This is a genomic window from Pseudomonas extremorientalis (genome assembly GCF_001870465.1).
GTDB classification, from domain to species: domain Bacteria; phylum Pseudomonadota; class Gammaproteobacteria; order Pseudomonadales; family Pseudomonadaceae; genus Aquipseudomonas; species Aquipseudomonas extremorientalis.
The window spans coordinates 330,006-353,528 of record NZ_MDGK01000063.1; the positions used below are offsets into that span (position 1 = coordinate 330,006).

The following is a 23,523-nucleotide window of genomic DNA, read 5'->3' on the forward strand; positions in this document are numbered from 1 at the left end:
TTCCTACACGAGGTGCTCATTCCAACCAGCAAAACACCCCACGGCATCCGTCCGAATATCCCCGCCTCAGTCAGACCCTTCTGAATCTCTCCAACACCGCCGTTTAGCCCTTTGCCGCCATTGACGCCCCCCGGCCAACCCTCTTATCTAGCGCCCAGAGGATTGGATCCTATCCCGGCTACTCACTGAATCGTTTCGTTCGGCCCACCGCGCACACCTGCGCCAAAGGTCCGGAGCGATTGCTGCTGGCTGCATCAAGGAGATTACTTATGACGCACCCCCTGCTCACCGCCCCGACACTGCCCCAGGCCGTCGGCAATGGCATCAATGCCCTGGCCGCCGCACACTTGCAGGTTGACATCCCGCCGTATCCCGGCATGGATGAAGGCGACCTGATCGAGCTGTTCTGGAACAACTGTTTCGCCGCTTCACGTCGGATCACCACAGGCAAGATCGGCGAGTTCACTCACCTGCGAGTACCAGAGAGTTTTGTGCTGGAGGGGCCGACGCAGGTGCATTACCAAGTCATGCAGGTCGGCCACGGCCCTGCTCGCTCAGCCGTGACGCGAGTGCGTGTAAAGACCCTGTGCCCAGGCGGCCAACCCTCGCCCCTTTGCGGTGACGAAAACCAGAACCTCGCCCCCGTGGGCCTGCCCGATATCATCCGCCGCTACGGCGTCAATGCCAGCCAGGTTCGGCGCGGTATTCCCCTGACCATCGAGCCTTACCTGCACATGACCACCGGCGATGCCATCACCTTGCGCTGGGGCGATGTACGCCTGGATCTGCCGAAGATCCGGGCCAGGGAAGTCGGCCTGGCGGTACAGGTATGGGTACCTTCGACGGTGATTATCGAAGCGGGCGACGACTGCCGGCTGGAAGTCACGTACTGCATTCTTGACCGCGTCGGCAACAATTCACGCTGGGCACCCGCGCGCACCTTGCGCATCGCAGCGGGGGCACAGCCCCGCCCGGCCGGGACCGCGCTGACCTATCAGCCACGAGCGCTGGGATCGCCCTGTGAACCTGGGTGACAGACCTTCTATGCATATTCCCAAAAGTTAGTTTATTTAAATATTTAACACGCTTAGGGTATATACACCGGACCACCGGACATCTCTGATTTTTCTGTTTTTATTTCATTGAATGCGAGGTCGGTATGGTCAGGATTACCCCGGTGCGCAACGCCAGGGCATTACGTGCAGCCAAGGAGCGGCGCTGATGTCTAACTTGGCTCTAACACCCCCCCAGAATGATCTGGACGTAGCCCCCCTGCTGTTGCCGGCCACCGTGCTGCGCAACGACGCAGAGGCGCTGAAAGCTGCCCATGAGCTGGCCCGGGCGGCACGCCTGCAAGCCGCCAGGCGCGACCAGCAACGCAAGCTGCCGTGGGCGCAGATCGAGCAGTTCACCCGCAGCGGGCTGGGCAGTATTTCCATTCCCCGTGAGTACGGCGGCCCGCAGGTGTCGTTCGTGACCCTGGCCGAGGTGTTTGCGATCATCAGCGCGGCAGACCCGGCCCTCGGTCAGATCCCGCAGAACCATTTCGGCATCCTGCACCTGTTGCAGGGCGCCGCCACCGAACGCCAGAAAAAGCAGCTGTTCCAAAGCGTGCTCGACGGCTGGCGCATCGGCAATGGCGGCCCGGAACGCGGCACCAGGAATACCCTGGAGCTCAAGGCGCGCATCACCGCCAACGGTGACGGTTACGTAATCAGCGGCCAGAAGTTCTATTCCACCGGCGCGCTGTTTGCGCATTGGGTCGCGGTCAAGGCGTTGAACGATGATGGCAAGCAGGTCATGGCGTTCGTGCGCCGAGGTACTGAAGGGCTGCGCATCGTTGACGATTGGTCTGGCTTCGGCCAGCGCACCACCGCCAGCGGCACGGTGCTGCTGGATCAGGTGCCGGTGGAGGCCGAACTGGTCGTGGAAAACTGGCGCATCGGCGAAACCCCGACGATACAGGGCGCCGTCTCGCAATTGATCCAGGCGGCCATCGACGCCGGCATCGCCCGTGGCGCGCTGGATGACACCATCGCGTTCGTACGCGAACGCTCGCGCCCCTGGATCGACGCCAAGGTCGAACGTGCCAGCGATGACCTGTATGTGATCGCCGACATCGGCAAGCTGAAGATCGAACTGCACGCCGCCGAAGCCTTGCTGCGCAAAGCGGGGCAAGTGCTGGACCAGGTCAGCGCCGCGCCGATCACCGCGCAGTCCGCCGCGCTTTCCTCCATCGCCGTGGCCGAGGCCAAGGTGCTGACCACCGAAGTGTCGCTGCTGGTCAGCGAAAAGCTCTTCGAACTGGCCGGCAGCCGCGCCACCCTTGCCGAATTCAACCTCGACCGTCACTGGCGCAACGCCCGGGTGCACACGCTGCACGACCCGGTGCGCTGGAAGTATCACGCCATCGGCGCCTATCGCTTGAACGGTACCTTGCCGGCTCGCCATTCCTGGATCTGACCGACCAGACATCTGGAGAACATCATGACTTTCTCTCATCCCGTCGCGGTCATCACCAGCGACGAACAAGCCCTTGTTGTCGCCAGCGACCTGGCCGAAGACTTTCGCCGCGACAGCGCCCAGCGCGACCGCGAGCGCCGCCTGCCCTTGCCCGAGCTGGATGCGTTCTCGCGCTCCGGCCTGTGGGGCATCAGCGTGCCGAAGGCATACGGCGGCGCGGGCGTATCCAATGTCACCCTGGCCAAGGTCATTGCCTTGATAGCCCAGGCCGATGCATCCCTGGGCCAGATCCCGCAAAACCATTTCTACGCCCTGGAAGTGCTGCGCGTAAACGGCAGCCCGGCACAGCAAAAACGCCTGTACACCGAGGTACTCGCCGGCCAGCGCTTCGGCAACGCCCTGGCGGAACTGGGCACCAAGACCGCCCATGACCGCGTCACCAAAATCACCCGCGACGGTGACGGTTTCCGTATCAGCGGCCGCAAGTTCTATTCCACCGGCGCGATCTACGCCCAGCGCATCCCCACTTCGGTGGTGGATGAACACGGCGTGCAGCAACTGGCCTTTGTGCCACGCGACAGCGAAGGCCTGAGCGTGATCGACGACTGGAGCGGCTTCGGCCAGCGCACCACCGGCAGCGGTTCGGTGGTGTTCGATAACGTGTGGGTGGCCGCGCAGGACGTGATCCCGTTCCAGAGCGCCTTCGAACGCCCGACCACCGTCGGCCCGCTGGCCCAGATCCTTCACGCTGCCATCGACACCGGGATCGCCCGTGCGGCCTTTGAAGATGCGCTGCACTTTGTACGCACCAAGACCCGCCCATGGATCGACTCCGGCAACGACAAGGCCACTGAAGACCCACTGACCCTGAAAAGCTTCGGCCACTTGAGCATCCGCCTGCACGCCGCCGAGGCGCTGTTGGAGCGCTCGGGCGAATACCTGGACCGCGCCCAGGCCGACAGCAACGCCGAGACCGTCGCTGCCGCCTCGATTGCCGTCGCGGAAGTACGCGCCTTGAGCACCGAAATTTCCCTGGCCGCCGGCAGCACCCTGTTCGAACTGGCCGGCAGCCAGGCGACCCTGGCTGAACATGGCTTGGACCGTCACTGGCGCAACGCCCGGGTGCACACCCTGCACGACCCGGTGCGGTGGAAGTACCACGCGGTGGGTAATTACTACCTGAATGATGAAAACCCGCCACTGCGGGGGACCATTTGATGGCGAAGAAAAAAATCCTGCTCAATGCCTTCAACATGAACTGCATCGGGCATATCAACCACGGCCTGTGGACGCATCCACGGGACACTTCGACCCAGTACAAGACGATCGAGTACTGGACCGAGCTGGCGCAAACCCTGGAGCGCGGGCTGTTCGACGGTTTGTTCATCGCCGATATCGTCGGTGTGTACGACGTGTACCAGAACTCGATTGATGTGCCGCTCAAAGAGTCGATCCAACTGCCGGTGAATGATCCGTTGCTGTTGGTCTCAGCCATGGCCGCCGTCACCAGAAACCTCGGCTTCGGCCTCACCGCCAACCTCACCTACGAGCCGCCGTATTTGTTCGCCCGGCGCATGTCCACGCTGGACCACCTGAGCCGTGGCCGTGTGGGTTGGAACATCGTCACCGGCTACCTCGACAGCGCCGCCAAGGCCATGGGCCTCACTGAACAAGTCGAGCATGACCGCCGCTACGACCAGGCCGATGAATACCTGGAGGTGCTCTACAAACTCTGGGAAGGCAGCTGGGAAGACGGCGCGGTGCTCAACGACCCCAAGGCGCGGGTGTATGCGCAGCCGGGCAAGGTGCACAAGGTCGAGCACCAGGGTGAGTTTTACCAGGTGGACGGGTATCACCTGTGCGAGCCCTCTCCACAACGTACGCCGGTGCTGTTCCAGGCCGGCAGTTCGGAGCGCGGGTTGCTGTTCGCCGGGCGCCATGCCGAGTGCGTATTCATCAGCGGCCAGAACAAGGCGGCGACCAAGGTCCAGGTGGACAAGGTGCGCGCCAGCGCGGTCGAGGCCGGGCGCAACCCGGATGACATCAAGGTGTTCATGGGCCTCAACGTGATCGTGGGTGCCACAGAAGCGTTGGCCTGGGCCAAACACGCCGAGTACCTCAGCTACGCCAGCCCGGAAGCCGGCGTGGCGCATTTCTCGGCCTCCACCGCCATCGACTTTGCCCAATACGAACTGGACGAGCCGATCCAGTACGTGAAGAGCAACGCGATCCAGTCGGCCACCAAGAACCTGCAGAACAACGACTGGACCCGACGCAAATTGCTGGAACAGCACGCCCTGGGCGGGCGCTACATCACCCTGGTCGGCTCGCCCGGACAGGTCGCCGACGAGCTGGAATCGTGGATCAGCGAGACCGGCCTGGATGGCTTCAACCTAACGCGCATCGTCACGCCGGAAAGCTATGTGGACTTCATCGACCTGGTGGTGCCGGAGCTGCAAAAGCGCGGGTCGTACAAAACTGAATATGAACAGGGAACGCTGCGGGAAAAAGTCTTCCAGGGCAGCGCCCGCCTACCCGAACAACACACCGGTTCCACCTACCGACAAATTGCTTCTCTGACTGGAAATACCCAATGAAAAAGACACTGCTCACTCATCCAGTCAAAGCACTGGCCCTGGCATTCGGACTGTTCAGCTCAGCGGTATTCGCCGCCGATGCGCCGTTGAAGATCGGCACCACCGCCGCCTTTGCGATTCCTCTGGAAGCCGCTGTAGCCGAAGCCGGCAAGCAAGGCCTCAAAGTCGAGCTGGTGGAGTTCACCGACTGGATCGCACCCAACGTCAGCCTGGCTGCCGGCGATATCGACGTGAACTATTTCCAGCACATCCCGTTCCTGGAAAACGCCAAGGCCGCCGCCGGTTTTGACCTGGTGCCTTATGCGCCGGGCATCATCAACAACGTCGGGCTGTATTCCAAGAAGTACAAAAGCATCAACGACCTGCCCCAGGGCGCCAGCGTGGCGATTGCCAACGACCCGATCAACAGCGGTCGTGGCCTGCAACTGCTGGCCAAGGCGGGGCTGATCACGCTCAAGCCGGGCGTGGGCTACAAGGCCACCGAAGAGGACATCGTTTCCAACCCGAAGAAGATCAAGATCCTGCAGGTCGAAGCGGTGCAACTGGTGCGCGCCTATGACGATGCCGACCTGGTGCAGGGCTACCCGGCGTATATCCGCCTGTCCAAGACCTTCGATGCCGAGTCGGCGCTGCTGTTCGACGGCCTCGACCATCCGGAGTACGTGATCCAGTTCGTGATCCAGCCCAAAAGCAAGACCGACCCACGGGTGATCAAGTTTGTGGATATCTACCAGCATTCGCCGGTGGTGCGTGCCGCCTTGGATAAATCCCTCGGCAAGCTCTACCAAGTCGGCTGGGAAGATAAAAAATGACCGCCGCCCATGCCCAACTGCGCGACCTGGGCCTGCCGCCCAGGGACGCCGAGCAGAGCGAATTGCACCCGAACCTCAATCGCGCGCATGTGCGTTTCATCAACCTGGGCAAGACCTACGACGGCACGGTGCATGCGTTGCAAGGCATCGACCTGGCGATCCAGCGCGGTGAAGTGTTCGGCATCATTGGCCGCAGCGGCGCCGGCAAGTCATCGCTGATCCGCACCATCAATCGCCTGGAACAACCCAGCAGCGGGCGGGTGCTGATCGATCAGGTTGACATCGGTGAGTTTGATGAAGGCCGTCTGGTGGCCCTGCGTCGACGCATCGGCATGATCTTCCAGCACTTCAACCTGATGTCGGCCAAAACGGTGTGGCAGAACGTCGAGTTGCCGTTGAAAGTGGCGGGCGTGCCGAAGCAGCAGCGCGAGCAAACAGTACGCGAGCTGCTGGAACTGGTGGGGTTGCAGGACAAGCACACGTCTTACCCGGCGCAGCTGTCCGGCGGGCAGAAACAACGGGTGGGCATTGCCCGTTCGCTGGTGCACGACCCCGAGATCCTGCTGTGCGACGAGGCCACCTCGGCCCTCGACCCGGAGACGACCCAATCGATCCTAGGCCTGCTGCGCGAAATCAACCGGCGCCTGGGTTTGACCATCGTGCTGATCACCCACGAGATGGCGGTGATCCGCGAAATCTGCGACCGCGTGGTGGTGCTGGAACATGGGCGCATCGTCGAGCAAGGCCCGGTGTGGCACGTGTTCGGCAACCCGCAGCATGAAGTCAGCAAAACCCTGCTGGCCCCCCTGCAACACGGTCTGCCGGACGAGTTGCAAAGCCGTTTGCAGGCCAAACCGGCGACTGCCAATGCCTCGGTGGTGCTGCGCCTGCGCTTCACCGGCAGCGATACCGACGAGCCGGACCTGGCCGCACTGTTCGGCGCCCTAGGCGGGCGCGTGCGCTTGCTGCAAGGCGGCGTGGAACGCATCCAGGGGCATGCCCTAGGTCAACTGCTGCTGGCGGTCAATGGCTCGCCCCACAGCGCGGAAGAACTGCGTAACCGCGCCGGCAATTGGGCACAACAGGTGGAGGTGCTGGGCTATGTGGTTTGATCGTTTAGTGCAGGGCGCCATCGACACGTTGTTGATGGTCGGCGTGTCATCGCTGATCGCGCTGCTGGTGGGCATCCCGCTGGCGGTGTTCCTGGTGACCAGCGACAAAGGCGGCATCTACCAAGCCCCGGCGCTGAACCGCGTGCTGGGGGCGTTCGTCAATCTGTTCCGCTCGATTCCGTTCCTGATCCTGATGGTGGCGCTGATCCCGTTCACTCGGCTGATCGTCGGCACCACCTACGGCGTATGGGCAGCGGTCGTACCCTTGACCATCGCCGCCACGCCGTTCTTTGCACGCATTGCCGAAGTGAGCCTGCGCGAAGTCGACCACGGCCTGATCGAAGCCGCACAAGCCATGGGCTGCCGCCGCTGGCACATCATCTGGCACGTGCTGTTGCCGGAAGCGCTGCCGGGGATCGTCGGCGGCTTCACCATCACGCTGGTGACCATGATCAACTCATCGGCCATGGCCGGCGCGATTGGTGCGGGGGGCTTGGGGGATATTGCGTACCGTTATGGGTATCAGCGCTTTGATACGCAGATCATGCTCACGGTGATCGTACTGCTGGTGATTCTGGTGGCGGTGATTCAGGTGGGTGGGGATCGCCTGGCGCGGGGGCTCAATAAGAGGTGAGGTATAGTCGGGTCATCGAAGACGCCCGGTATTACCCGTCATGACACTCAAACCCGACGACCTTAAGCAGATCACCTCCGCCACCCTCGGCCACTACAACAAAGTGGCCGAGGACTTCCGTGAAGGCACCCGCGATCACGATGTGAGCCAGAACATCGATGCCCTGCTGCGGCATATCCAGGGTCCGGCACCGTTTACTGTGCTGGATTTCGGCTGCGGCCCAGGGCGTGACTTGCAGACCTTTACCCGCATGGGCCATATCGCGGTGGGGCTCGACGGCTCGGAGCGGTTTGCGCAGATGGCGCGGGAGGACAGTGGCTGCGAGGTGTTGCAGCAGGATTTCCTCAAGCTCGACCTGCCTGTCGAGCGCTTTGACGGGATCTTCGCCAATGCGGTGTTGTTTCATATCCCCAAGCAGGAACTGCCACGTGTGCTCAAGCAATTGCATGGGGCGTTGAAGGCGGGCGGCGTGTTGTTCAGTTCCAACCCTCGGGGTGACAACCAGGAAGGCTGGAATGGGCCACGGTACGGGTCTTATCACGACCTGGCGGCGTGGCAAACACTCCTGACGCAAGCCGGGTTTGTGGAGTTGGAGCATTACTACCGGCCGGCAGGATTGCCCAGGGCGCAGCAGCCCTGGTTGGCGAGTGTGTGGCGCAAGCGGTAGATTTTCGTTGCCTGGTCTGACGCCATCGGGGGCAAGCCCCCTCCCACAGTTTGATGTGTGAATACAGTCAACATGTGGGAGGGGGCTTGCCCCCGATGACGCCTGCTGAAGCAACCTTACTCCACCCGATACACCAGCGGTTTTTCACCCACCCCATATGCAGTCACACTGCGCCCGGCATAGCCCTCCTTTTCCTCGACAGCAAAATTCGCCACCAACCGCGTCCCATCGGCAAAGGTGGTTTGCTGCACCTGCCTGTCCGCCGTCAGCCAACGAAAATCCGTCATCGCCTGGGTCGCCAAACGCTGGTGCAGCGGCCGGAAGAACCGATCCTGCCGCTGGATCACCGGCAGCCGCTGCTTAACGGTCGAGGCACTCAGGTGATACAGCGGCGGCACGTTGTAGAGCAGTTGCGTCAGCTCATTCTCGACCCGCACATTGTTCAGTTTGAGACTGTCGAACAGCCAGTGGTGTGTGGTGATCACCGAGCCGTGGAACACCGCCTGGTACAACGGCAGCCGCATGCTCGGCTCAAAGTAGATCGTACGAAACGGCTCTTTGAGCGGCACCGGCTTGAAGAACACCGTCGGCTGCTCCGGCGGGTACCAATTGCCCACGTAGTAAGGCGATTGCTTGTCCTGGGTCATGGCCTGGTCACCCCAGCCAATCACCGGCGTCTGCATGCCATGGGCGAACAGAATGCCTTGGGCGGTGATGGCGTTGCCGTCTTCGGAACCGGTTGGCAATTTGAGCACCGTGTTGAGCCAGCGCGAGGCGTCGATATTGCCCTCGGCGTTTTGCGCCTGGGTCATCCCGGCGCCGGCGCGGTAGCTGTCGAACACCATGCTGGTGGCATAGGCATCGAGGAACCAGGCGTTGAAACCGGCCTTGGCCTGCACGGCCTTCACACGGGCTTCGAGCAAAGGCCGCACGCAACGTGGGTCGGTGTAGTGACCGGACTGCTGGAAGCCGGTTTTCAGCGTGCCACCCTTCAACATAATCGCGCAGTCGCGGTAAGCCCTGCTGCCCAGATGGGCGGTGGTCCAATCCGGATTTTCCGTGGCAGACAACGCGGTTTCATAGGAATCGTAGGGCGCCATCAGGTAACCCGCCTCAACCCCGGCGCGGATCGCCTCGGGGTGCCACAGGCCGCCCTCCCAGCCTTCGCCCAGGGTCAGCAGCAAGCGTGAAAGACCTGTATCACGCAGCGACTGGATCGCCCGGCTGCCCCAGGCTTGGGGGTTGTCGCTCAGCGCACCGGCGAACGCGACGGCCAACTCGCTGCGCAGCTCACCATAACGTGCAGCGAGGCGCTTCATATCCGGCTCTTGCACCTGCCAACTCTGCCGGGCCTTGCTGTTGATTGCCGCATTCAGCCCCCGCAGCAGCGCGGTCTGCTCATAGCGATTCAAGGCCGTCGCCTGCCCCAGGATCTTTGTCGACTCCTTGTCGAGCAAGCCTTTGAGTTCATGGCCACGCAGGCGCTTGAGCAACAACGGCCAGTCACGGACATCCTCCAGCGCCAGCAGGTCATTACCCCACAGGTAGACATGGCTGGCACCCAGCAACTTCTCGGCCTCGGGTGTCTGCCGCAGTTTTTCCGCCAGCGGTTCATAACGCCCTTGCTCCACCAGCCATTGGCGGTAGCGCTTGGCGCCGGCCAAGGGATCGGCCTCCCCCAGGTGCAACAGCAGGGTCATCGGCGCATCAGGGTCGAGCGCGGTGAACTCATGGGCCACGGACAGCGCCATCCCTTCCTGCCAGCGCAGGCGATTGTTGTAGGGGTTGGTCAGCAACCAGTTCAAGGTGAAGCGCCCGTGGTCCAGGCCCCACAGCGGCAGGCTGAGGTCCTGGGTGGTGTTGAGATCACCTTGTTCCTGCAAAAACGCTTTCCATGCAGCGTTGTCGGCGGGCACGTAATGCCCTTCGGCCAACGGCCACATCAGCCCGTTGCCCAGGGCGCTGGCGGGTTGCTGAAGGATAGGTAGCTCGCCAGGCCCACGCGCGCGCAGGGTCAACTTGAGGTCGCGCTGTTCAAGACTGGCGCTCACCCGGAAGGCGCCGTCATCCCACTGCCAACTGGCCTGTTGATCGCTCCGCACAAGCTGGCTGACGGCACGCGCCGGCAAGCCGCTGGAAGCTTGTACCGTCGCCTGCCCGTGGGGCGTCACGCGGATGGCGAGGGTGGCCGGGTCGAGTTCGACCCGCCACAGGAGGTTTTCCAATACGGTGCTGGCAAAAGCCATGGGTGACAGCAACAGTGTGCAAATCAACAGACCGTGGCGCAGGGAGTGAGGCATGTTCAGCTCTGCTCTGGTTTGGGCTCCCGGATCTTGTACCAAGCCACATAAAGCGCAGGCAAAAACAAAAGTGTTAACAAAGTCGCGATGATGATCCCGCCGATCATCGCGTAGGCCATCGGCCCCCAGAACACCTCACGGGCAATCGGGATCATGCCCAGGCTCGCCGCCGCCGCCGTGAGCAGGATCGGCCGGCGCCGATGCTCGGTGGCTTCCACCACCGCATCCCACGGCGTATAGCCGGCCACCTCATACTCATGAATCTGCGTCACCAGGATCACTGAGTTACGGATGATGATGCCGATCAACGCCAGGATGCCGAGGATCGCCACGAAACCCATGGGCGTGCCCGTAGGGATCAACGCCAGCACCACACCGATCAACCCGAGCGGCGCGACACTGGCCACCAGGAACATCTTCTGCACGCTGTGCAGCTGGATCATCAGGAACGTCGCCATGAGAAACAGCATCAACGGCACCACGCTGGCAATCGGCCCCTGGGCCTTGCCGCTTTCTTCCACGGTGCCGCCGGTAGCGACCTTGTAGCCCACCGGCAGGCCAGCGCTGAACTTGTCGATTTCCGGCTTGAGCTGCTTGACCAGGTCCGTCGGCTGCATCTCATCGCGCACTGAAGCCTTGATGGTGATGGTCGGCTTGCGGTCGCGACGCCATACCAGCGGCTGCTCCAGCTCGTAACGCACAGTGGCGAAGGCCAGCAGCGGAATCGACGTACCGTTGGGCGTGACGATCTGCAGGTTCTGCAAGGTTTCCGGCGTACCGCGCTCAGCGTCTTCGGCACGACCCACCACGTTGATCAGGTAGATATCGTCATGCACCTGGGTCACCGAAGCGCCGCTGACCACGCTGTTCATCAACTGCGCCACGTCTTCCGACGACAGCCCCAGCTGGCGCGCCTTGTCCTGGGCGATGTCGATGCGCAGCACTTTGCCCGGCTCGTTCCAGTCGTAGATGATCTCGCCCAGGTGAGTGTTCTTGTCCAGCAAGGTCGCCAGTTCGATGGCGTGCTTGCGCACCTGGTCGGTATCTTTGCCCGACACGCGATACTGAATCGGCCGGCCCACTGGCGGGCCCATTTCCAGCGGCTGCACGTAGCTGCCGATCCCGACGAAATCATCACGCAGGCGCTTTTGCAGGCGCGCGATCAACTCGCCACGCTCTTCCAGGCCCTTGCTTACGATGACCAACTGCGCGTAGTAGGGGTTTTCCAGTTGCTGGTCGAGGGGCAGGTAGAAACGGATCGCGCCCTGGCCGATGTACGTGCTCCAGCGGGCAATGTCCGGGTCGTCCTTGATGATCGCTTCCAGGCGGTCGACGGCCTTGCGCGTCTCGTTGATCGAGGCGTTTTGCGGCAGGTTGAGGTCGACGAGGATTTCCGGGCGGTCCGACGAGGGGAAGAACTGGTTCTGCACAAACTGCATGGAAAACACCGACGCCGCGAACAGCGCCACGGTGATGCCAATCGCCCACCAGCGGTTACGCATGGCCCACAGCATGCCGCCATTGAAAGCCCGTCCAATCCGCCCCGGCTCTGCGTTGTGAGGTTTGACGTTGGCACTCAGGATATGCACGCCGATCACCGGCGCAAACAGCACCGCCACCACCCACGACACCAGCATCGCCACAGCTATCACCGCAAACAGGGTAAAGGTGTACTCGCCCGCCGAGCTGGCGTTGAGGCCGATCGGCACGAACCCCGCGACGGTCACCAGCGTACCGGTGAGCATGGGGAACGCCGTGGAGGTGTAGGCGTAGGTCGCCGCCTGCTCCTTGGTCTCACCTTTTTCCAGGCGTGTGATCATCATCTCGACGGTGATCATCGCGTCGTCCACCAACAGGCCGAGGGCAATGATCAGCGCGCCGAGCGACACACGCTGCATGGTGATGCCGCTGTATTCCATGAACACGAACACCAGGGCCAGCACCAACGGAATCGAGCACGCCACCACCAGTCCGGCGCGCATGCCGAGGCTGATAAAGCTCACCACCAGCACGATGATGACGGCCTCAAACAAGGCACTGGTAAAACCGCCGACCGCCTCTTCCACCACTTCCGCCTGATCGGACACCTTGTGCACGCCGACGCCCACTGGCAGGTCGGCGGTGAGTTCGTCCATGCGCTCGTGCAGGGCCTTGCCGAACGACTGGATATTACCGCCCTTCTGCATGGCAATCGCCAGACCGATGGCCGGCTTGCCGTTGAACCGGAACATCGGCCGCGCCGGGTCCACATAACCCCGGCTGATGTCCGCGATATCCGCCAGGCGATAGAAACGGTCATTGAGCCGCAGATTGACGTTGGCCAGGTCCTTCTCCGAGGCGAACTGCCCCGAGGTGCGCACCGAAATCCGCTCCGGCCCGGCCTCGATCACCCCGGCCGGCGTCACCGCGTTCTGCGATTGCAGGCTCTGCACCACCTGGCGCTGGTCAATCCCCAGCGCCGCCAGTTTGCGCGTGGAGAAGTTCAGGTAAATCACTTCATCCTGCTGGCCGATCATCTCGACCTTGCCCAACCCCGGCACCGAGCGGATCTCGCCGCGCACCTGCTCCACGTAGTCACGCAACTGGCGCATCGACAGGCCATCGCCGGTAAAGGCGTACACCGAGCCAAATACATCACCGAACTCATCGTTGAACGACGGCCCCTGCAAACCCGGTGGGAAGCTGCCACGAATGTCGTCGATCTTCTTGTGTACCAGGTACCAGATATGGGGGATGTCCTTGGCGCTGGTGGTGTCCTTGAGGAACACGAATACCGTGGACTCGCCCGGCCGGGTGTAGCTTTTCACGTAGTCGAGGGAATCGAGCTCTTCAAGCTTTTTCTCGATACGGTCGGTGACCTGCTTGAGGGTTTCTTCCTGGGTCGCGCCCGGCCAGCGGGTCTGGATCACCATGGTCTTGATGGTGAAGGAAGGGTCTTCCTCACGGCCCAGGTTCATGTACGAAAACACGCCCATCAGCAGCGCGACGAACATCAGGTACCAGACGAAGGACTGATGCTTGAGGGCCCAGTCGGATAAGTTGAAGCTCCCTTTCATCGCGGGCTGTCCTCGTCGATTTTGACTTTTTGCCCAGGTTTCAGGCTGTTGACGCCGGCGGTGACGATGCGCTCGCCGGGTTTGACGCCGCCGTTGAGCAAGGCGCTGTCGGCATCGCGGCTGATCACCGTGATATCACGCGGTTGTACCGTCTGGCTCTGGGTGTCGAGCAGCCAGATGCGGGTCTTGCCGTCGACGTCCTGCAAGGCGCTCAGGGGCACTTCGATGCGCGGGGCGATGGCGGTGCTCAACGTTACGCTGATCGCCGTGCCCAGGCGGAACGCGGGCGGCGTGTCGGCCAGGGTCAGGCGCGCACGTCGGGTGCGCGTGGCGCTTTGGGCCTGGGGTTCGATCTCGCGCACGATAGCGGTGGTATGCACGCTGGGGTCGAGCTGCCCGGCAACCAGGAACACCACGTCCGGTGGCAAGCGCTCGGCGAGGCCGGCGGGCAGGTCGATCACGGCTTCCTTGATATCCGGGCGCGCCAGGGTGACGACCTGCTGGCCGGCACTGACCACCTGGCCGGCCTCGGCATTCCAGGCGGTGACGATACCGGCGTGGTCAGTGCGCAGTTCGGCGTAGTTGAGCTGGTCCTTGGCTTGATTGACGGAGGCCTGGGCCTGATCGAGCGAGGCCTGGGTGGTCTTCAGGTCGGTCTGGGCGATATCCAGCTGGGCCTGGGCGCCGACGCCACGGTTGAACAGCTCCTGCTGGCGGCGCGCATTGGCCTGGGCGTTGATGTATTGCGCCTGCACGCGGGCCAGGTCGCCCTGGGCCGAGCGCAGTTGGTTCTGTTGGTCGGTGGGGTCGAGGACGGCGAGCAAGGCGCCCTTCTCCACCTCGGCGCCCACGTCCACCGCGCGGCGGGCAATGCGGCCGGGTACGCGGAAGCCTAAATTACTTTCGTAGCGCGCCTGGATGGTGCCGGCGAAGCGACCGAGGTTTTCCTGGTCTTGCGACTTCACTTCCATGGACAGGACCGGGCGCACGGGCTCGGGCGGCGGTTCTTCCTTGGAGCAGGCCACCAGCAGCAGGCTGGCGGCGAGTATCCCCGTGAGGCGTTTCATGGCTGCGCTCCTGGCTGGGCGATCTCGACAATCATGCCGGGATGCAGCAATTGCCCGCCGGCGACCACAACTTTTTCGCCGCCCTTGAGGCCGTCGCCAATGATGACTTTGCCGGTGAGGTAACGTGCCACGGTGACTTTGTGCAATTGCGCCTTGCCGTCGCCGTCGACCAACCACACAGCGGGTTCGCTGAGGTCTTTGGTCAGCGCGGCCCACGGCAATTCGATACTGGCCTTCGCCGGGCCATTGGCGGTGGCGCTTACCACCGAGCCCAGCTCCATGCCTTTGGGTAAGGCCTGCAGGGCGATTTTCACCTGCACAGTGCCGGTGTTGGCGGCCACGGCGGGGGTGACCTCACGGACCTTGCCCACGGCCTTGATGCTGGGGTTATCCAGCAGGCTGACGGTGATCGGCGCATCGGGCGGCGGCTCCACCAGCAGGGACTCATAGACGTTGAACACCGCATCACGCTCGCCATCGCGCGCCAGGCTGAAAATCGGTACGGTGGCCTGTACCACCTGGCCGACTTCGGCCTGGCGTGCGGTAATCACCCCAGGCGCTTCGGCGATCAGCGCGGTGTAGCCGAGTTGCTCGCGGGCGTTGGCCAGTTGAGCCTGGGCGGCAGCCAGGGCGCTCTGGCTGCTGCGTAACGCGGCCTGGGCGGAATCGTATTCGCTGCGGCTGGTGTAGCCCTTGGGCAAGAGTTTTTCCTGGCGCACGAAGGCGGCGGCGGTCTGCTTGACCCGCGCCTGTTCGGCCACGACCTGGGCCTGCGCGGAATCGACGTTGGTCTGCAAGTCCTTGGGGTCGAGCTTGGCCAGCACTTGCCTGGCGGTCACGCGGTCGCCCACATCCACCATGCGTTGGATGATTTTGCCGCCCACGCGGAAGGACAGATCGGTTTGCACCCGAGCCTGGATATCCCCGGTCAGCGTGACCGCCGCCGCGAAGTCCGCCGGCTGCACGGTCTGCACGAACACCCGCGAATGGGCCTTGGGTTCAGCCTTGTCCTCGCCACAGCCGCTCAACAGCGCCAGTAGGCCAAGGCCGAAAATACAGGTGGAAATGCGAGCGCCCATGCAGGCTCCTTTTGCGTGATGCCGACGTGCCAGTGTGTATGCGACTGTGAGCTTAGTTCAGGGTTCCTTATCTGCATGGAGGCTCCCATACTCCAATGGTTCCCAAGGCGACTGGATGCCCATGCTCAAGACCCACGCGGTGGCCAATTACCGGTTTGCCGGCGAACAAGGTGCTGGGGGAAACCCGGATTGACGGGCAGGGGATTCTGGATGCGCCGGCTTGGCATTGGCCGGAGTAGGCGGTAGTTGTGCTGGCCTCAGCGGGGGCAAGTCGAATCGTCGCACCGCCCCTCCCACATTATTGATCTGTGAATACATTCAAGTGTGGGAGGGGCGGTGCGACTTGCCCCCGATAGCGGTATCAGCCCTGCCACTTCCCGCCTTCAACAATCACGCTTTCAGGCTTGGTGTCATCGCTCAGTTCTTTACGCACATACTGGTCATACAGCTTGAGCAAAAACTTCTCCTCGCCCAGCTTCGCCAACTCGGCATTCACCCAGTCGCGCAGTTCGATGTTGCCTTTCTTCACCGCCGGCGCGATGGGCGCTTCATCACCGAGCTTCTCTTCCAGCACGCGGTAGCCCGGGTTCTGCTTGGCCCAGCTGAACAGCACCAGGTTGTCCTGGGCGTAGGCGTCGCCACGGCCGGCGGACAACGCTTGCAGCGACTCGGAGTTCTTCTCGAACTTGAGCAGCTTCCAGTCCGGGTGGTTCTTGGTCAGCCAGATATCAGCCGTGGTGCCGGTGGTAACGATGGTGGTGCGGGTCGCCAGGTCATCCAGGCTTTTCACCGCGCTGTCGTTGGGCACCAGGGCCTGTACCGCGACTTTCAGGTTGGGGTTGGTGAAGTCCACCGCTTCCTTGCGCTCGGGCGTTACGGTCATGTTGGCGAGGATCAGGTCGACCTTGTCGCTTTGCAGGAACGGGATACGGCTGGCCGGTTCGACGGCGACGAATTCGACTTTGTTTTCATCGCCCAGCAGGTCCTTGGCGAATTGGCGGCCGATGTCGGTATCGAAACCGACGTAGCGCCCGGCTTCGTTGACGAAACCAAAGGGCGGCTTGTCGGTGAATACACCCACGATCAGCTTGTCGCGCGCCTTGATCTTGTCGAGGTAGCTTGCGGCGGCAACCGGTTTTGCAGGCTCTTCGGCCTTTTTATCGCAGCCGGCGAGCAGGGCGACGGCAAACAGTGGCAGCAGTAGTTTTTTCATATCAGCTCCAGTTCCTGGGTTTTCTTGGGCAGTGTTGAAACAAAGGAGAACTTCTCCAGGAACTGCTGCGCGCGTGCGGTTTGCGGGTTCGTAAAGAATGCCTCGGGGGTGTTGTGTTCGAGGATGCGACCGGCCTCCATGAACACCACGCGGTCGGCGACGGCGCGGGCGAAGGCCATTTCGTGGGTGACGATCAGCAGGGTCATGCCATCGCGAGCCAGGCCCTGGATCACTTCAAGCACCTCCTTGACCATCTCCGGGTCGAGGGCTGCGGTGACTTCGTCAAACAGCATGACCTGGGGGTTCATGCACAGCGAACGGACGATGGCGATGCGTTGTTGCTGGCCGCCGGAGAGCTGGCGCGGGAAGGCATCGCGCTTGTCCGCCAGGCCGACGCGGGCCAGCAATTTTTCCGCCTGTTCGCGGGCTTCACGGGGGTCGCGTTTTTGCACTTTCAGCGGGCCGAGCAGGATGTTGTCGAGCACGCTCATGTGTGGGAACAGGTGGTAGCTCTGGAACACCATGCCCACGTCCTGACGCACCTGGCGCCAGTCGGTGTGTTTGTCCAACAGCTCTTTGCCGGCGAAACGCAGGCTGCCGCTGTGCGCGACTTCCAGCCCATTGAGGCAACGCAGCAAGGTGCTTTTGCCACAACCGCTGGGGCCGAGAATCACCACCACTTCACCGCTTTGCACGCTCAGGTCGATGCCCTTGAGCACCTGCGCCTCGCCAAAGAATTTGTTGAAACCCTGGAACTCGATCAATGCGTTCATGCCTGGCCCCAGCGCCGTTCCAGCACCTTGGAGGCGGCCGACAACGGGTAGCAGATAAAGAAGAAAAACAGGAACAGCACGCCGTAGATCAACACGGACTCGTAGGTGCGTTCGATAATTTGCTGGCCGACCTTGATCACGTCCACCACACCGATCAGCACAGCGAGGGAACTGGTCTTGATAATGCGCGTGTAGACATTGATGGTCGGCGGCGTCATGCGCTTGAGCGCTTGCGGCAGCAGCACGTAGCCGTACAGCTGCGGGTCGGACAGGCCAATCGACAAGCCCGCTTCACGCTGGCCACGGGGCAGCGAATGCAACGCGCCGCGCACCACCTCGCCCACTTCGCTGGCGCCCCACAGCGACAGCACCAACACCGCGCACCAGAAGCTCGGAATGCTCAAACCAAAGAAAATCGGCAAGCCGAAAAACACCAGGTACAGCCACACCAGCACCGGGATCGCGCGGAACAATTCCAGGTACACCCGCAGCACGCCGTTGATCAGGCGGTTGTTCAAGGTGCGCAGTACGCCGTACAGCACGCCGCCGACGGTGCTGAAGGCGATGCTCAAGAACGAAATCGACAGGGTTTGCGCAGCGCCCTTGCCCAGTTGCGGCAACGACACCCACAGCAACTCAAGACCCGAACTGGCCATGCTGGAGCCTCCTTTCCAGGCGGCTGAGCAGCAGCGACAGCGGCAAGAACAGCAACACGCAAATCAGCGTCAGCACGGCGAGCATTTCGTAGGTCTTGTAGTAGAGCGCTATGTAGCTCTTGGTGGTGTAGAGAATCTCCGGCACCGCCACGGCGGAGACCACGGTGGTCTCTTTGAGCAGGAAGATGAAATTGGCGAATAGCGCTGGCAGGCTGAGGATGCCGGCCTGGGGCAGGATCACGTGGCGCAGCAGTTGCCAGTCGGACAGGCCGATGGACTTGCCCGACTCGATCTGCGCCAGCGGCACCGCTTCCACACCGGCGCGCAGCACTTCGGTGAGGTAGGCGCCGCCGAGGAAGGTCATGGTGATGATCGCCGCCCAGAACCCGGAGATATTGAAGCCCAGGGCCGGTAGCGCGAAGTACACGAAAAACAGCTGGATCAGCAGCGGCGTGTTACGCGCCAGCTCCACATACAGCGCCACCAGGCGCGACAGGTAAGGTGTGCGAAACACCAGCAGCGCGGCGTTGATCAGCGCCACCAGCAGGGAGGTGGCAATGGCGATCAGGCCCACTTGCAGCGTCACCCCCACGGCCTTCAGGAACGCCGGCAGGGTGCTGAGGATAAAAGCGAAATCGAAGGTCATTTCCAGTCCATGACGCCGCACGGGTAGTGCAGCGAGCGCAATCCGATCCGGTGTGGGTAACGCCGGGTAGCGCGAACTTTAAAGGTATAAAAATCAAAGTTTAAATACCCAAATAGCATATTGATATCACCCAAAAAGATAACCGCCGGATTCGCGGGTTTGGCGGGTGAGGGCTATGGTTTGGAGGTCTGAGATTCGAGGGATCGAACCATGAAGGAAGTGAAACCGATGGATCCGCAGGAGTTGGTGAAGTGGTTGATGGCGTTGCGCAGGGCGATCAATAGTAGAGCTCTCTAGATCAAAGCGGATCAAATGTGGGAGGGGGCTTGCCCCTGATGGTGGTGGCACAGAAAAAATGTGCTGACTGAACCACTGCTATCGGGGGCAAGCCCCCTCCCACATTTGGATTGCATTCCACATTCAGGGCATAAAAAAACGCCGACGCTGTACAGCCGTCGGCGTTCAAACCTTGAAGGGGGTTTGGGTTACATCAGAACGCAGGCACTACAGCACCGTTGTACTTCTTCTCGATGAAGGCTTTGACTTCCGGGCTGGTCAGGGCCTTGGACAGCTTCTGGATCGCATCGCTGTCCTTGTTGTCCGGGCGAGCCACCAGGAAGTTCACGTACGGCGAATCGGCGTGTTCGATGATCAGCGCATCCTTGGCCGGGTTCAGGCCGGCTTCCAGGGCGTAGTTGGTGTTGATCAGGTCCAGGTCAACCTGGTCCAGCACGCGTGGCAGCAGGGCCGATTCCAGCTCCTTGAATTTCAGGTGCTTGGGGTTGTCCTTGATGTCTTTTGGCGTGGCCAAGGCATTGGTCGGGTCTTTCAGGGTGATCACGCCGGCTTTCTGCAGCAGCAACAGGGCGCGACCGCTGTTGGAACCTTCGTTGGGGATGGCCACGGTGGCACCATCTTTCAGATCTTCAATTTTCTTGATCTTTTTCGAGTAGCCGCCGAACGGTTCAACGTGCACGCCGACCACTGTCACAAGGTTGGTGCCCTTGCCTTTGTTGAAGTTTTCCAGGTACGGCAGGGTCTGGAAATAGTTGGCGTCCAGGCGTTTCTCGGCAACCTGTACGTTTGGCTGTACGTAGTCGGTGAAGACTTTGATTTCCAGGTCCACGCCTTCTTTGGCGAGGGTTGGCTTGACCAGTTCGAGGATCTCGGCGTGCGGGATCGGCGTGGCGGCCACCACCAGTTTTTCGTTGGCCTGGGCGAAGCTTGCAGTCAGGGCAGCCGCCAGTGCGGTAAACAACAGAACCTTTTTCATGCAGTGTCCTTATCGGAATTCCGGGGGCGTCTCTGACGACCGTTTTTTATGTAGTGTGCCAGCGAAGTGCTATCGCGGCGTGGGAGGGACAATACCTAGATTTTTTATTCCCGAACAATATCTTTTATTCACGTTGATATTCCATTTTGTTCATGCAGGAATTTACTTAACGTTTCCCGCTCGGCGGGGCTGGCGCGCTCGAAAATCCGCCGCACCTGTTCCAGCGCAGAACCCGCTACCGGCAGATTCAAATGCTCGGGCAAAATCTCATCCCCACTGCTGACCAGCAGGGCAAAGTGAATAACGTTTTCCAGCTCGCGGGTATTGCCCGGCCAGCTGTGGTGTTCCAGCACACGCTGCGCGGCATCGCTGATCAGCGGCACCGGCAGGTCCAGGCGCTGACTGTAGATGCCCAGGAAGTATTCGGCCAGGGACAAGATGTCACCGACCCGCTCGCGCAGCGCCGGCAAATCCAACCGACCTTCGCTCAGATAGTGGAACAGGCGCTCATGGAACTTGCCGGCCGCCACGGCCTGGGCCAGGTCGATGCTGGTGGCGGCGACCAGGCGCACATCCACCGGGCTCGGCTGATGGGCACCGACACGGGTGACTTCGTGGTTTTCCAGCGCGGCCAACAGTTTCACCTGGATCGGCAGCGGTAAATCGCCGATCTCGTCCAGGTACAAGGTGCCGCCATTCGCCGAACCGAACCACCCTGCCCGGCTGCTGGCCGAACCACTGTGGCTGCCGGCGGCATAACCGAACAATTCGGCATCGGCATAGGTCGGGCTGATCGCACCGCAATTGACCGAGACAAACAGACCGGTGCGGTCGCTGCCCCGGTGAATATGCCTCGCCAGCAACTCCTTGCCGCTACCGGTCTCGCCGCGGATCAACACGGGCAAGGCACGGGGTGCGAGGCTTTCGAGGTCTTCGCGCAGCTGCCGCGAACGCGGGTCGACAAACACCAGCGCCTTGGCGCGGATGCTCAGTGGGCTTTTTTCCGCGTCGGGAAAGGTCAGCAATGGCTGGCCGTAGGTTTCATGCAGACTCATGGCAGGCTCCCGCCGCCAATCCACTCAAGGGACGGGGCGTTGAAAAAATTCAGGCAGTACGCCGGGCGTGATGCTCAAGGCGGCTTTGCAGGCGATAGAGGTAGGCGAACCCCTGTTCCCAGCGCTGGTGGCCGGACTTCACATTGATGTGCCCCGCCCCCGACAGAATGCCGGCTTCGGCGCCCCAGTTGCGGGCCAATTCCAGGGCTCGCGGGGCGCTGACAGCACTGTCGTTGTCGGAGCTGACCACCTGGCTGGGGAACGGCAACAGGTCGGTCGGGATCGGCGCAAAATTACGCAACGCAGGTGAGCAGGCGGGCCGTTCGACATCGGCCGGGGCCACCAGCAAGGCACCGCGCACCTGGCGCAGGAAGTGCACCGGCGCGGTGGCCGCCCAATGCGCCACCGTGATGCAGCCCAGGCTATGGGCGATCAGGATCACCGGCGTGCTGTCGGCTGCGATGGCCTCGGCCAGCGCAGCGACCCAATCTTCTCGACGTGGCGTCAGCCAGTCGGCCTGCTCCACGCGGGCGCTATTGGGCAGGCTGGCCTGCCAGTGACTTTGCCAATGATCTTCTGGCGATCCTTGCCAGCCCGGCACGATCAGATAACGAATCGACTCGCTGTGCATGGGTGTGCCCTCCTGCAGCGTTTAACGTTGCTGAACAGTATAGGGACGGGTGTTATATTCGTTAAGGAATAAGAAGCTATTTATTAATAACCAAAAATTCAAAATTAATGAAGTTCAAAATGTGGGAGGGAGCTTGCTCCCGATGGCGGTGTATCAGTTACAGATTGATTGGCTGACACACTGCAATCGGGGTGTAGAACCGTAGACATCGTTTACATCTGAAACCGGGGACATCGTTTACACATTTGAGGCTTGGACGCGGGTCATACCTCGTCCAAGCCTCCCCAAGGGATAATCACACAGGTACAAATCCCAGACATCATCCTCAGCTTCTTTAAGACCTATCCTTTCTCCGGATAGGGCCTCGCTGACAAATACCAACTTGCCGTTCCACTTGATCGATCCATCCTGCCTGACGCTTCGCACCCGCATTTCTGCCGGATACTCCACATCGGGCAAGCACCCTGGGTACCGTCGGGTAGATGGCACGTACACATCTCCCGGACGTTTCATACCAAGCGCTTCATGAGGGCGTACGTAATTGAACTCATGCCGGAAATGCTCCAGCAAAAGCTGCTGCTCGACCAAGTTGCTCCCTAGCGGTAGCTCAAGTTTCAGGCTGCGATGCATTCGTTCGTGTCGACCATTCTGGGCAGGTCTTCCCGGCATGGTTCGCTCGGGATAGATACCTAAACGGATCCACCAAACGGCCAGTGTGGATATCCTCGCCAGGCCAGGAGAGGCGAAAGGGACTCCGTTGTCTGAGCGAATGACTTCCGGCATGCCGTAATCCTGAAAAAGCCGCTCAAAGGTTTGTTTTACAGGCTGGGTCATGATTTTAGGATGAGCCCTGCACGCCAGAATCAAACGGGATGCATGGTCTGTAACCGTCAGCGGGAAGCAAAGCTGGGCGTTGAGCATCTTGAATTGCCCTTTGTAGTCCACGCACCAGGTTTTGTTGGGGTCATTGGCCTCTCGCATTTCAATATGCGAGGTACCGTGCCGACGCTTGAACCGCCGTTTGCTGACCAGCCCAAGTCGGTCAAGCCATTGGCCGGCTGTACTGGGAGACGGCCAATCGATAGAGGGATCTTCAATTCGCAATAGCTCAATGAGCTTCTTTGGCCCCCATTTATCGTGGGCTTCCTTCATGGCCACTACGCGAGCCAGGATCTTATCGTCGGTCTTGTTGGGGCTGTTATGAGGTCGCCGAGAAACCTCGGCTAACGACTTCAAATCGCCGTTATGCCGAGAAATCCATTTGTCTACGGTAGGTCGACTGACACCGAAGCGGCGGGCCAGCTGGCTTTTCGTGAAGTTACCCGAAAGCCAGTCAGCAACCAGCTTGATTCGTTGGTTCATGGGGGACTCTTGGTTCCAGGGCATGATCAGTTACCTCCTGATCATGCGTATTAACCTGTAAACCATGTCCCCGGTTAGAAATGTAAACGATGTCCCCGGTTTGTACCGGGGCAAGCCCCCTCCCACA

Annotated in this window: 20 protein-coding genes and 1 pseudogene; 9 read left to right on the plus strand and 12 right to left on the minus strand. The window is 61.4% G+C overall.

Annotated elements, in window-relative coordinates:
* The first annotated feature begins 269 nt into the window (after window positions 1-269).
* From BFN10_RS28435 to BFN10_RS28470, 8 genes are all read left to right on the plus strand, one after another.
* On the plus strand, window positions 270-1,034 hold the full coding sequence (locus BFN10_RS28435) for a hypothetical protein (RefSeq protein ID WP_071492514.1): 765 nt from the start codon (window positions 270-272) through the stop codon (window positions 1,032-1,034).
* A gap of 187 nt (window positions 1,035-1,221) precedes the next feature.
* Window positions 1,222-2,463: an SfnB family sulfur acquisition oxidoreductase gene (locus BFN10_RS28440; RefSeq protein WP_071492515.1), complete on the plus strand. Its 1,242-nt coding sequence runs from the start codon at window positions 1,222-1,224 to the stop codon at window positions 2,461-2,463.
* A gap of 24 nt (window positions 2,464-2,487) precedes the next feature.
* Window positions 2,488-3,681 (plus strand): SfnB family sulfur acquisition oxidoreductase, encoded by a 1,194-nt coding sequence (locus BFN10_RS28445; RefSeq protein WP_071492516.1) that lies wholly within the window; start codon window positions 2,488-2,490, stop codon window positions 3,679-3,681.
* Window positions 3,681-5,060 carry an LLM class flavin-dependent oxidoreductase gene (locus BFN10_RS28450; protein ID WP_071492517.1) on the plus strand — a complete coding sequence of 460 codons (1,380 nt, stop codon included), beginning with the start codon at window positions 3,681-3,683 and terminating at the stop codon, window positions 5,058-5,060. Before BFN10_RS28445 ends, BFN10_RS28450 begins: the two co-directional genes overlap by 1 nt.
* Complete coding sequence (locus BFN10_RS28455; RefSeq protein WP_025855519.1) at window positions 5,057-5,872, plus strand: MetQ/NlpA family ABC transporter substrate-binding protein; 816 nt, start codon at window positions 5,057-5,059, stop codon at window positions 5,870-5,872. The genes BFN10_RS28450 and BFN10_RS28455 overlap by 4 nt, the downstream gene beginning before the upstream one ends.
* The gene (locus BFN10_RS28460; RefSeq protein ID WP_071492518.1) at window positions 5,869-6,984 is read left to right on the plus strand and encodes a methionine ABC transporter ATP-binding protein; all 1,116 of its coding nucleotides are present in this window, start codon (window positions 5,869-5,871) and stop codon (window positions 6,982-6,984) included. Before BFN10_RS28455 ends, BFN10_RS28460 begins: the two co-directional genes overlap by 4 nt.
* The gene (locus BFN10_RS28465; RefSeq protein ID WP_071492519.1) at window positions 6,974-7,618 is read left to right on the plus strand and encodes a methionine ABC transporter permease; all 645 of its coding nucleotides are present in this window, start codon (window positions 6,974-6,976) and stop codon (window positions 7,616-7,618) included. Before BFN10_RS28460 ends, BFN10_RS28465 begins: the two co-directional genes overlap by 11 nt.
* A gap of 40 nt (window positions 7,619-7,658) precedes the next feature.
* Window positions 7,659-8,285, plus strand: a complete 627-nt coding sequence (locus BFN10_RS28470) for a class I SAM-dependent methyltransferase (RefSeq protein WP_071492520.1) — start codon at window positions 7,659-7,661, stop codon at window positions 8,283-8,285.
* A gap of 116 nt (window positions 8,286-8,401) precedes the next feature.
* On the opposite strand, the gene BFN10_RS28475 is transcribed toward BFN10_RS28470, so the two are convergent.
* From BFN10_RS28475 to BFN10_RS28490, 4 genes are read right to left on the minus strand one after another with little or no spacing between them, the layout of a single operon-like run.
* Window positions 8,402-10,585 (minus strand): glycoside hydrolase, encoded by a 2,184-nt coding sequence (locus BFN10_RS28475; RefSeq protein WP_071492521.1) that lies wholly within the window; start codon window positions 10,583-10,585, stop codon window positions 8,402-8,404.
* A 2-nt stretch (window positions 10,586-10,587) separates the two neighbouring features.
* Window positions 10,588-13,641, minus strand: coding sequence for an efflux RND transporter permease subunit (locus BFN10_RS28480; protein WP_071492522.1), 3,054 nt, complete (start codon window positions 13,639-13,641; stop codon window positions 10,588-10,590).
* Window positions 13,638-14,708 (minus strand): efflux RND transporter periplasmic adaptor subunit, encoded by a 1,071-nt coding sequence (locus BFN10_RS28485; protein ID WP_071492523.1) that lies wholly within the window; start codon window positions 14,706-14,708, stop codon window positions 13,638-13,640. Before BFN10_RS28485 ends, BFN10_RS28480 begins: the two co-directional genes overlap by 4 nt.
* Window positions 14,705-15,787 (minus strand): efflux RND transporter periplasmic adaptor subunit, encoded by a 1,083-nt coding sequence (locus tag BFN10_RS28490; RefSeq protein ID WP_071492524.1) that lies wholly within the window; start codon window positions 15,785-15,787, stop codon window positions 14,705-14,707. The genes BFN10_RS28485 and BFN10_RS28490 overlap by 4 nt, the downstream gene beginning before the upstream one ends.
* Window positions 15,788-15,954: 167 nt before the next feature.
* Here BFN10_RS28490 and BFN10_RS29835 point away from each other — a divergent pair.
* A pseudogene (locus tag BFN10_RS29835) lies at window positions 15,955-16,026 on the plus strand (ATP-binding protein); the annotation flags it as partial.
* A 122-nt stretch (window positions 16,027-16,148) separates the two neighbouring features.
* Here BFN10_RS29835 and BFN10_RS28495 read toward each other — a convergent pair.
* From BFN10_RS28495 to BFN10_RS28530, 8 genes are all read right to left on the minus strand, one after another.
* Window positions 16,149-17,000: a transporter substrate-binding domain-containing protein gene (locus tag BFN10_RS28495; protein ID WP_071492525.1), complete on the minus strand. Its 852-nt coding sequence runs from the start codon at window positions 16,998-17,000 to the stop codon at window positions 16,149-16,151.
* Window positions 16,997-17,773, minus strand: a complete 777-nt coding sequence (locus BFN10_RS28500) for an amino acid ABC transporter ATP-binding protein (protein ID WP_071492526.1) — start codon at window positions 17,771-17,773, stop codon at window positions 16,997-16,999. The genes BFN10_RS28495 and BFN10_RS28500 overlap by 4 nt, the downstream gene beginning before the upstream one ends.
* Entirely contained in the window at window positions 17,770-18,429 is a 660-nt protein-coding gene (locus BFN10_RS28505) for an amino acid ABC transporter permease (protein WP_071492527.1), read from the minus strand. Before BFN10_RS28505 ends, BFN10_RS28500 begins: the two co-directional genes overlap by 4 nt.
* Entirely contained in the window at window positions 18,410-19,075 is a 666-nt protein-coding gene (locus tag BFN10_RS28510; protein ID WP_003187615.1) for an amino acid ABC transporter permease, read from the minus strand. Before BFN10_RS28510 ends, BFN10_RS28505 begins: the two co-directional genes overlap by 20 nt.
* Window positions 19,076-19,565: 490 nt before the next feature.
* Complete coding sequence (locus tag BFN10_RS28515) at window positions 19,566-20,348, minus strand: MetQ/NlpA family ABC transporter substrate-binding protein (RefSeq protein WP_071492528.1); 783 nt, start codon at window positions 20,346-20,348, stop codon at window positions 19,566-19,568.
* A gap of 128 nt (window positions 20,349-20,476) precedes the next feature.
* Complete coding sequence (locus BFN10_RS28520) at window positions 20,477-21,403, minus strand: sigma 54-interacting transcriptional regulator (RefSeq protein WP_058424836.1); 927 nt, start codon at window positions 21,401-21,403, stop codon at window positions 20,477-20,479.
* Between the two features lie 49 nt (window positions 21,404-21,452).
* Window positions 21,453-22,034 carry an alpha/beta hydrolase gene (locus BFN10_RS28525; protein WP_071492529.1) on the minus strand — a complete coding sequence of 194 codons (582 nt, stop codon included), beginning with the start codon at window positions 22,032-22,034 and terminating at the stop codon, window positions 21,453-21,455.
* 237 nt (window positions 22,035-22,271) lie between these two features.
* Window positions 22,272-23,420, minus strand: coding sequence for an integrase core domain-containing protein (locus BFN10_RS28530; protein WP_071488463.1), 1,149 nt, complete (start codon window positions 23,418-23,420; stop codon window positions 22,272-22,274).
* Between the last annotated feature and the right edge of the window lie 103 nt (window positions 23,421-23,523).

Bases quoted from the DNA above. Each gene is read 5' to 3' on its own strand.
- BFN10_RS28505 (WP_071492527.1), bottom strand. From the start codon at position 18,429: ATGGCCAGTTCGGGTCTTGAGTTGCTGTGGGTGTCGTTGCCGCAACTG.
- BFN10_RS28460 (WP_071492518.1), top strand. From the start codon at position 5,869: ATGACCGCCGCCCATGCCCAACTGCGCGACCTGGGCCTGCCGCCCAGG.
- BFN10_RS28480 (WP_071492522.1), bottom strand. From the start codon at position 13,641: ATGAAAGGGAGCTTCAACTTATCCGACTGGGCCCTCAAGCATCAGTCC.
- BFN10_RS28435 (WP_071492514.1), top strand. From the start codon at position 270: ATGACGCACCCCCTGCTCACCGCCCCGACACTGCCCCAGGCCGTCGGC.
- BFN10_RS28485 (WP_071492523.1), bottom strand. From the start codon at position 14,708: ATGAAACGCCTCACGGGGATACTCGCCGCCAGCCTGCTGCTGGTGGCC.
- BFN10_RS28455 (WP_025855519.1), top strand. From the start codon at position 5,057: ATGAAAAAGACACTGCTCACTCATCCAGTCAAAGCACTGGCCCTGGCA.
- BFN10_RS28440 (WP_071492515.1), top strand. From the start codon at position 1,222: ATGTCTAACTTGGCTCTAACACCCCCCCAGAATGATCTGGACGTAGCC.
- BFN10_RS28465 (WP_071492519.1), top strand. From the start codon at position 6,974: ATGTGGTTTGATCGTTTAGTGCAGGGCGCCATCGACACGTTGTTGATG.
- BFN10_RS28530 (WP_071488463.1), bottom strand. From the start codon at position 23,420: ATGCCCTGGAACCAAGAGTCCCCCATGAACCAACGAATCAAGCTGGTT.
- BFN10_RS28515 (WP_071492528.1), bottom strand. From the start codon at position 20,348: ATGAAAAAGGTTCTGTTGTTTACCGCACTGGCGGCTGCCCTGACTGCA.
- BFN10_RS28500 (WP_071492526.1), bottom strand. From the start codon at position 17,773: ATGAACGCATTGATCGAGTTCCAGGGTTTCAACAAATTCTTTGGCGAG.
- BFN10_RS28445 (WP_071492516.1), top strand. From the start codon at position 2,488: ATGACTTTCTCTCATCCCGTCGCGGTCATCACCAGCGACGAACAAGCC.
- BFN10_RS28475 (WP_071492521.1), bottom strand. From the start codon at position 10,585: ATGCCTCACTCCCTGCGCCACGGTCTGTTGATTTGCACACTGTTGCTG.
- BFN10_RS28495 (WP_071492525.1), bottom strand. From the start codon at position 17,000: ATGAAAAAACTACTGCTGCCACTGTTTGCCGTCGCCCTGCTCGCCGGC.
- BFN10_RS28525 (WP_071492529.1), bottom strand. From the start codon at position 22,034: ATGCACAGCGAGTCGATTCGTTATCTGATCGTGCCGGGCTGGCAAGGA.
- BFN10_RS28520 (WP_058424836.1), bottom strand. From the start codon at position 21,403: ATGAGTCTGCATGAAACCTACGGCCAGCCATTGCTGACCTTTCCCGAC.
- BFN10_RS28490 (WP_071492524.1), bottom strand. From the start codon at position 15,787: ATGGGCGCTCGCATTTCCACCTGTATTTTCGGCCTTGGCCTACTGGCG.
- BFN10_RS28450 (WP_071492517.1), top strand. From the start codon at position 3,681: ATGGCGAAGAAAAAAATCCTGCTCAATGCCTTCAACATGAACTGCATC.
- BFN10_RS28510 (WP_003187615.1), bottom strand. From the start codon at position 19,075: ATGACCTTCGATTTCGCTTTTATCCTCAGCACCCTGCCGGCGTTCCTG.
- BFN10_RS28470 (WP_071492520.1), top strand. From the start codon at position 7,659: ATGACACTCAAACCCGACGACCTTAAGCAGATCACCTCCGCCACCCTC.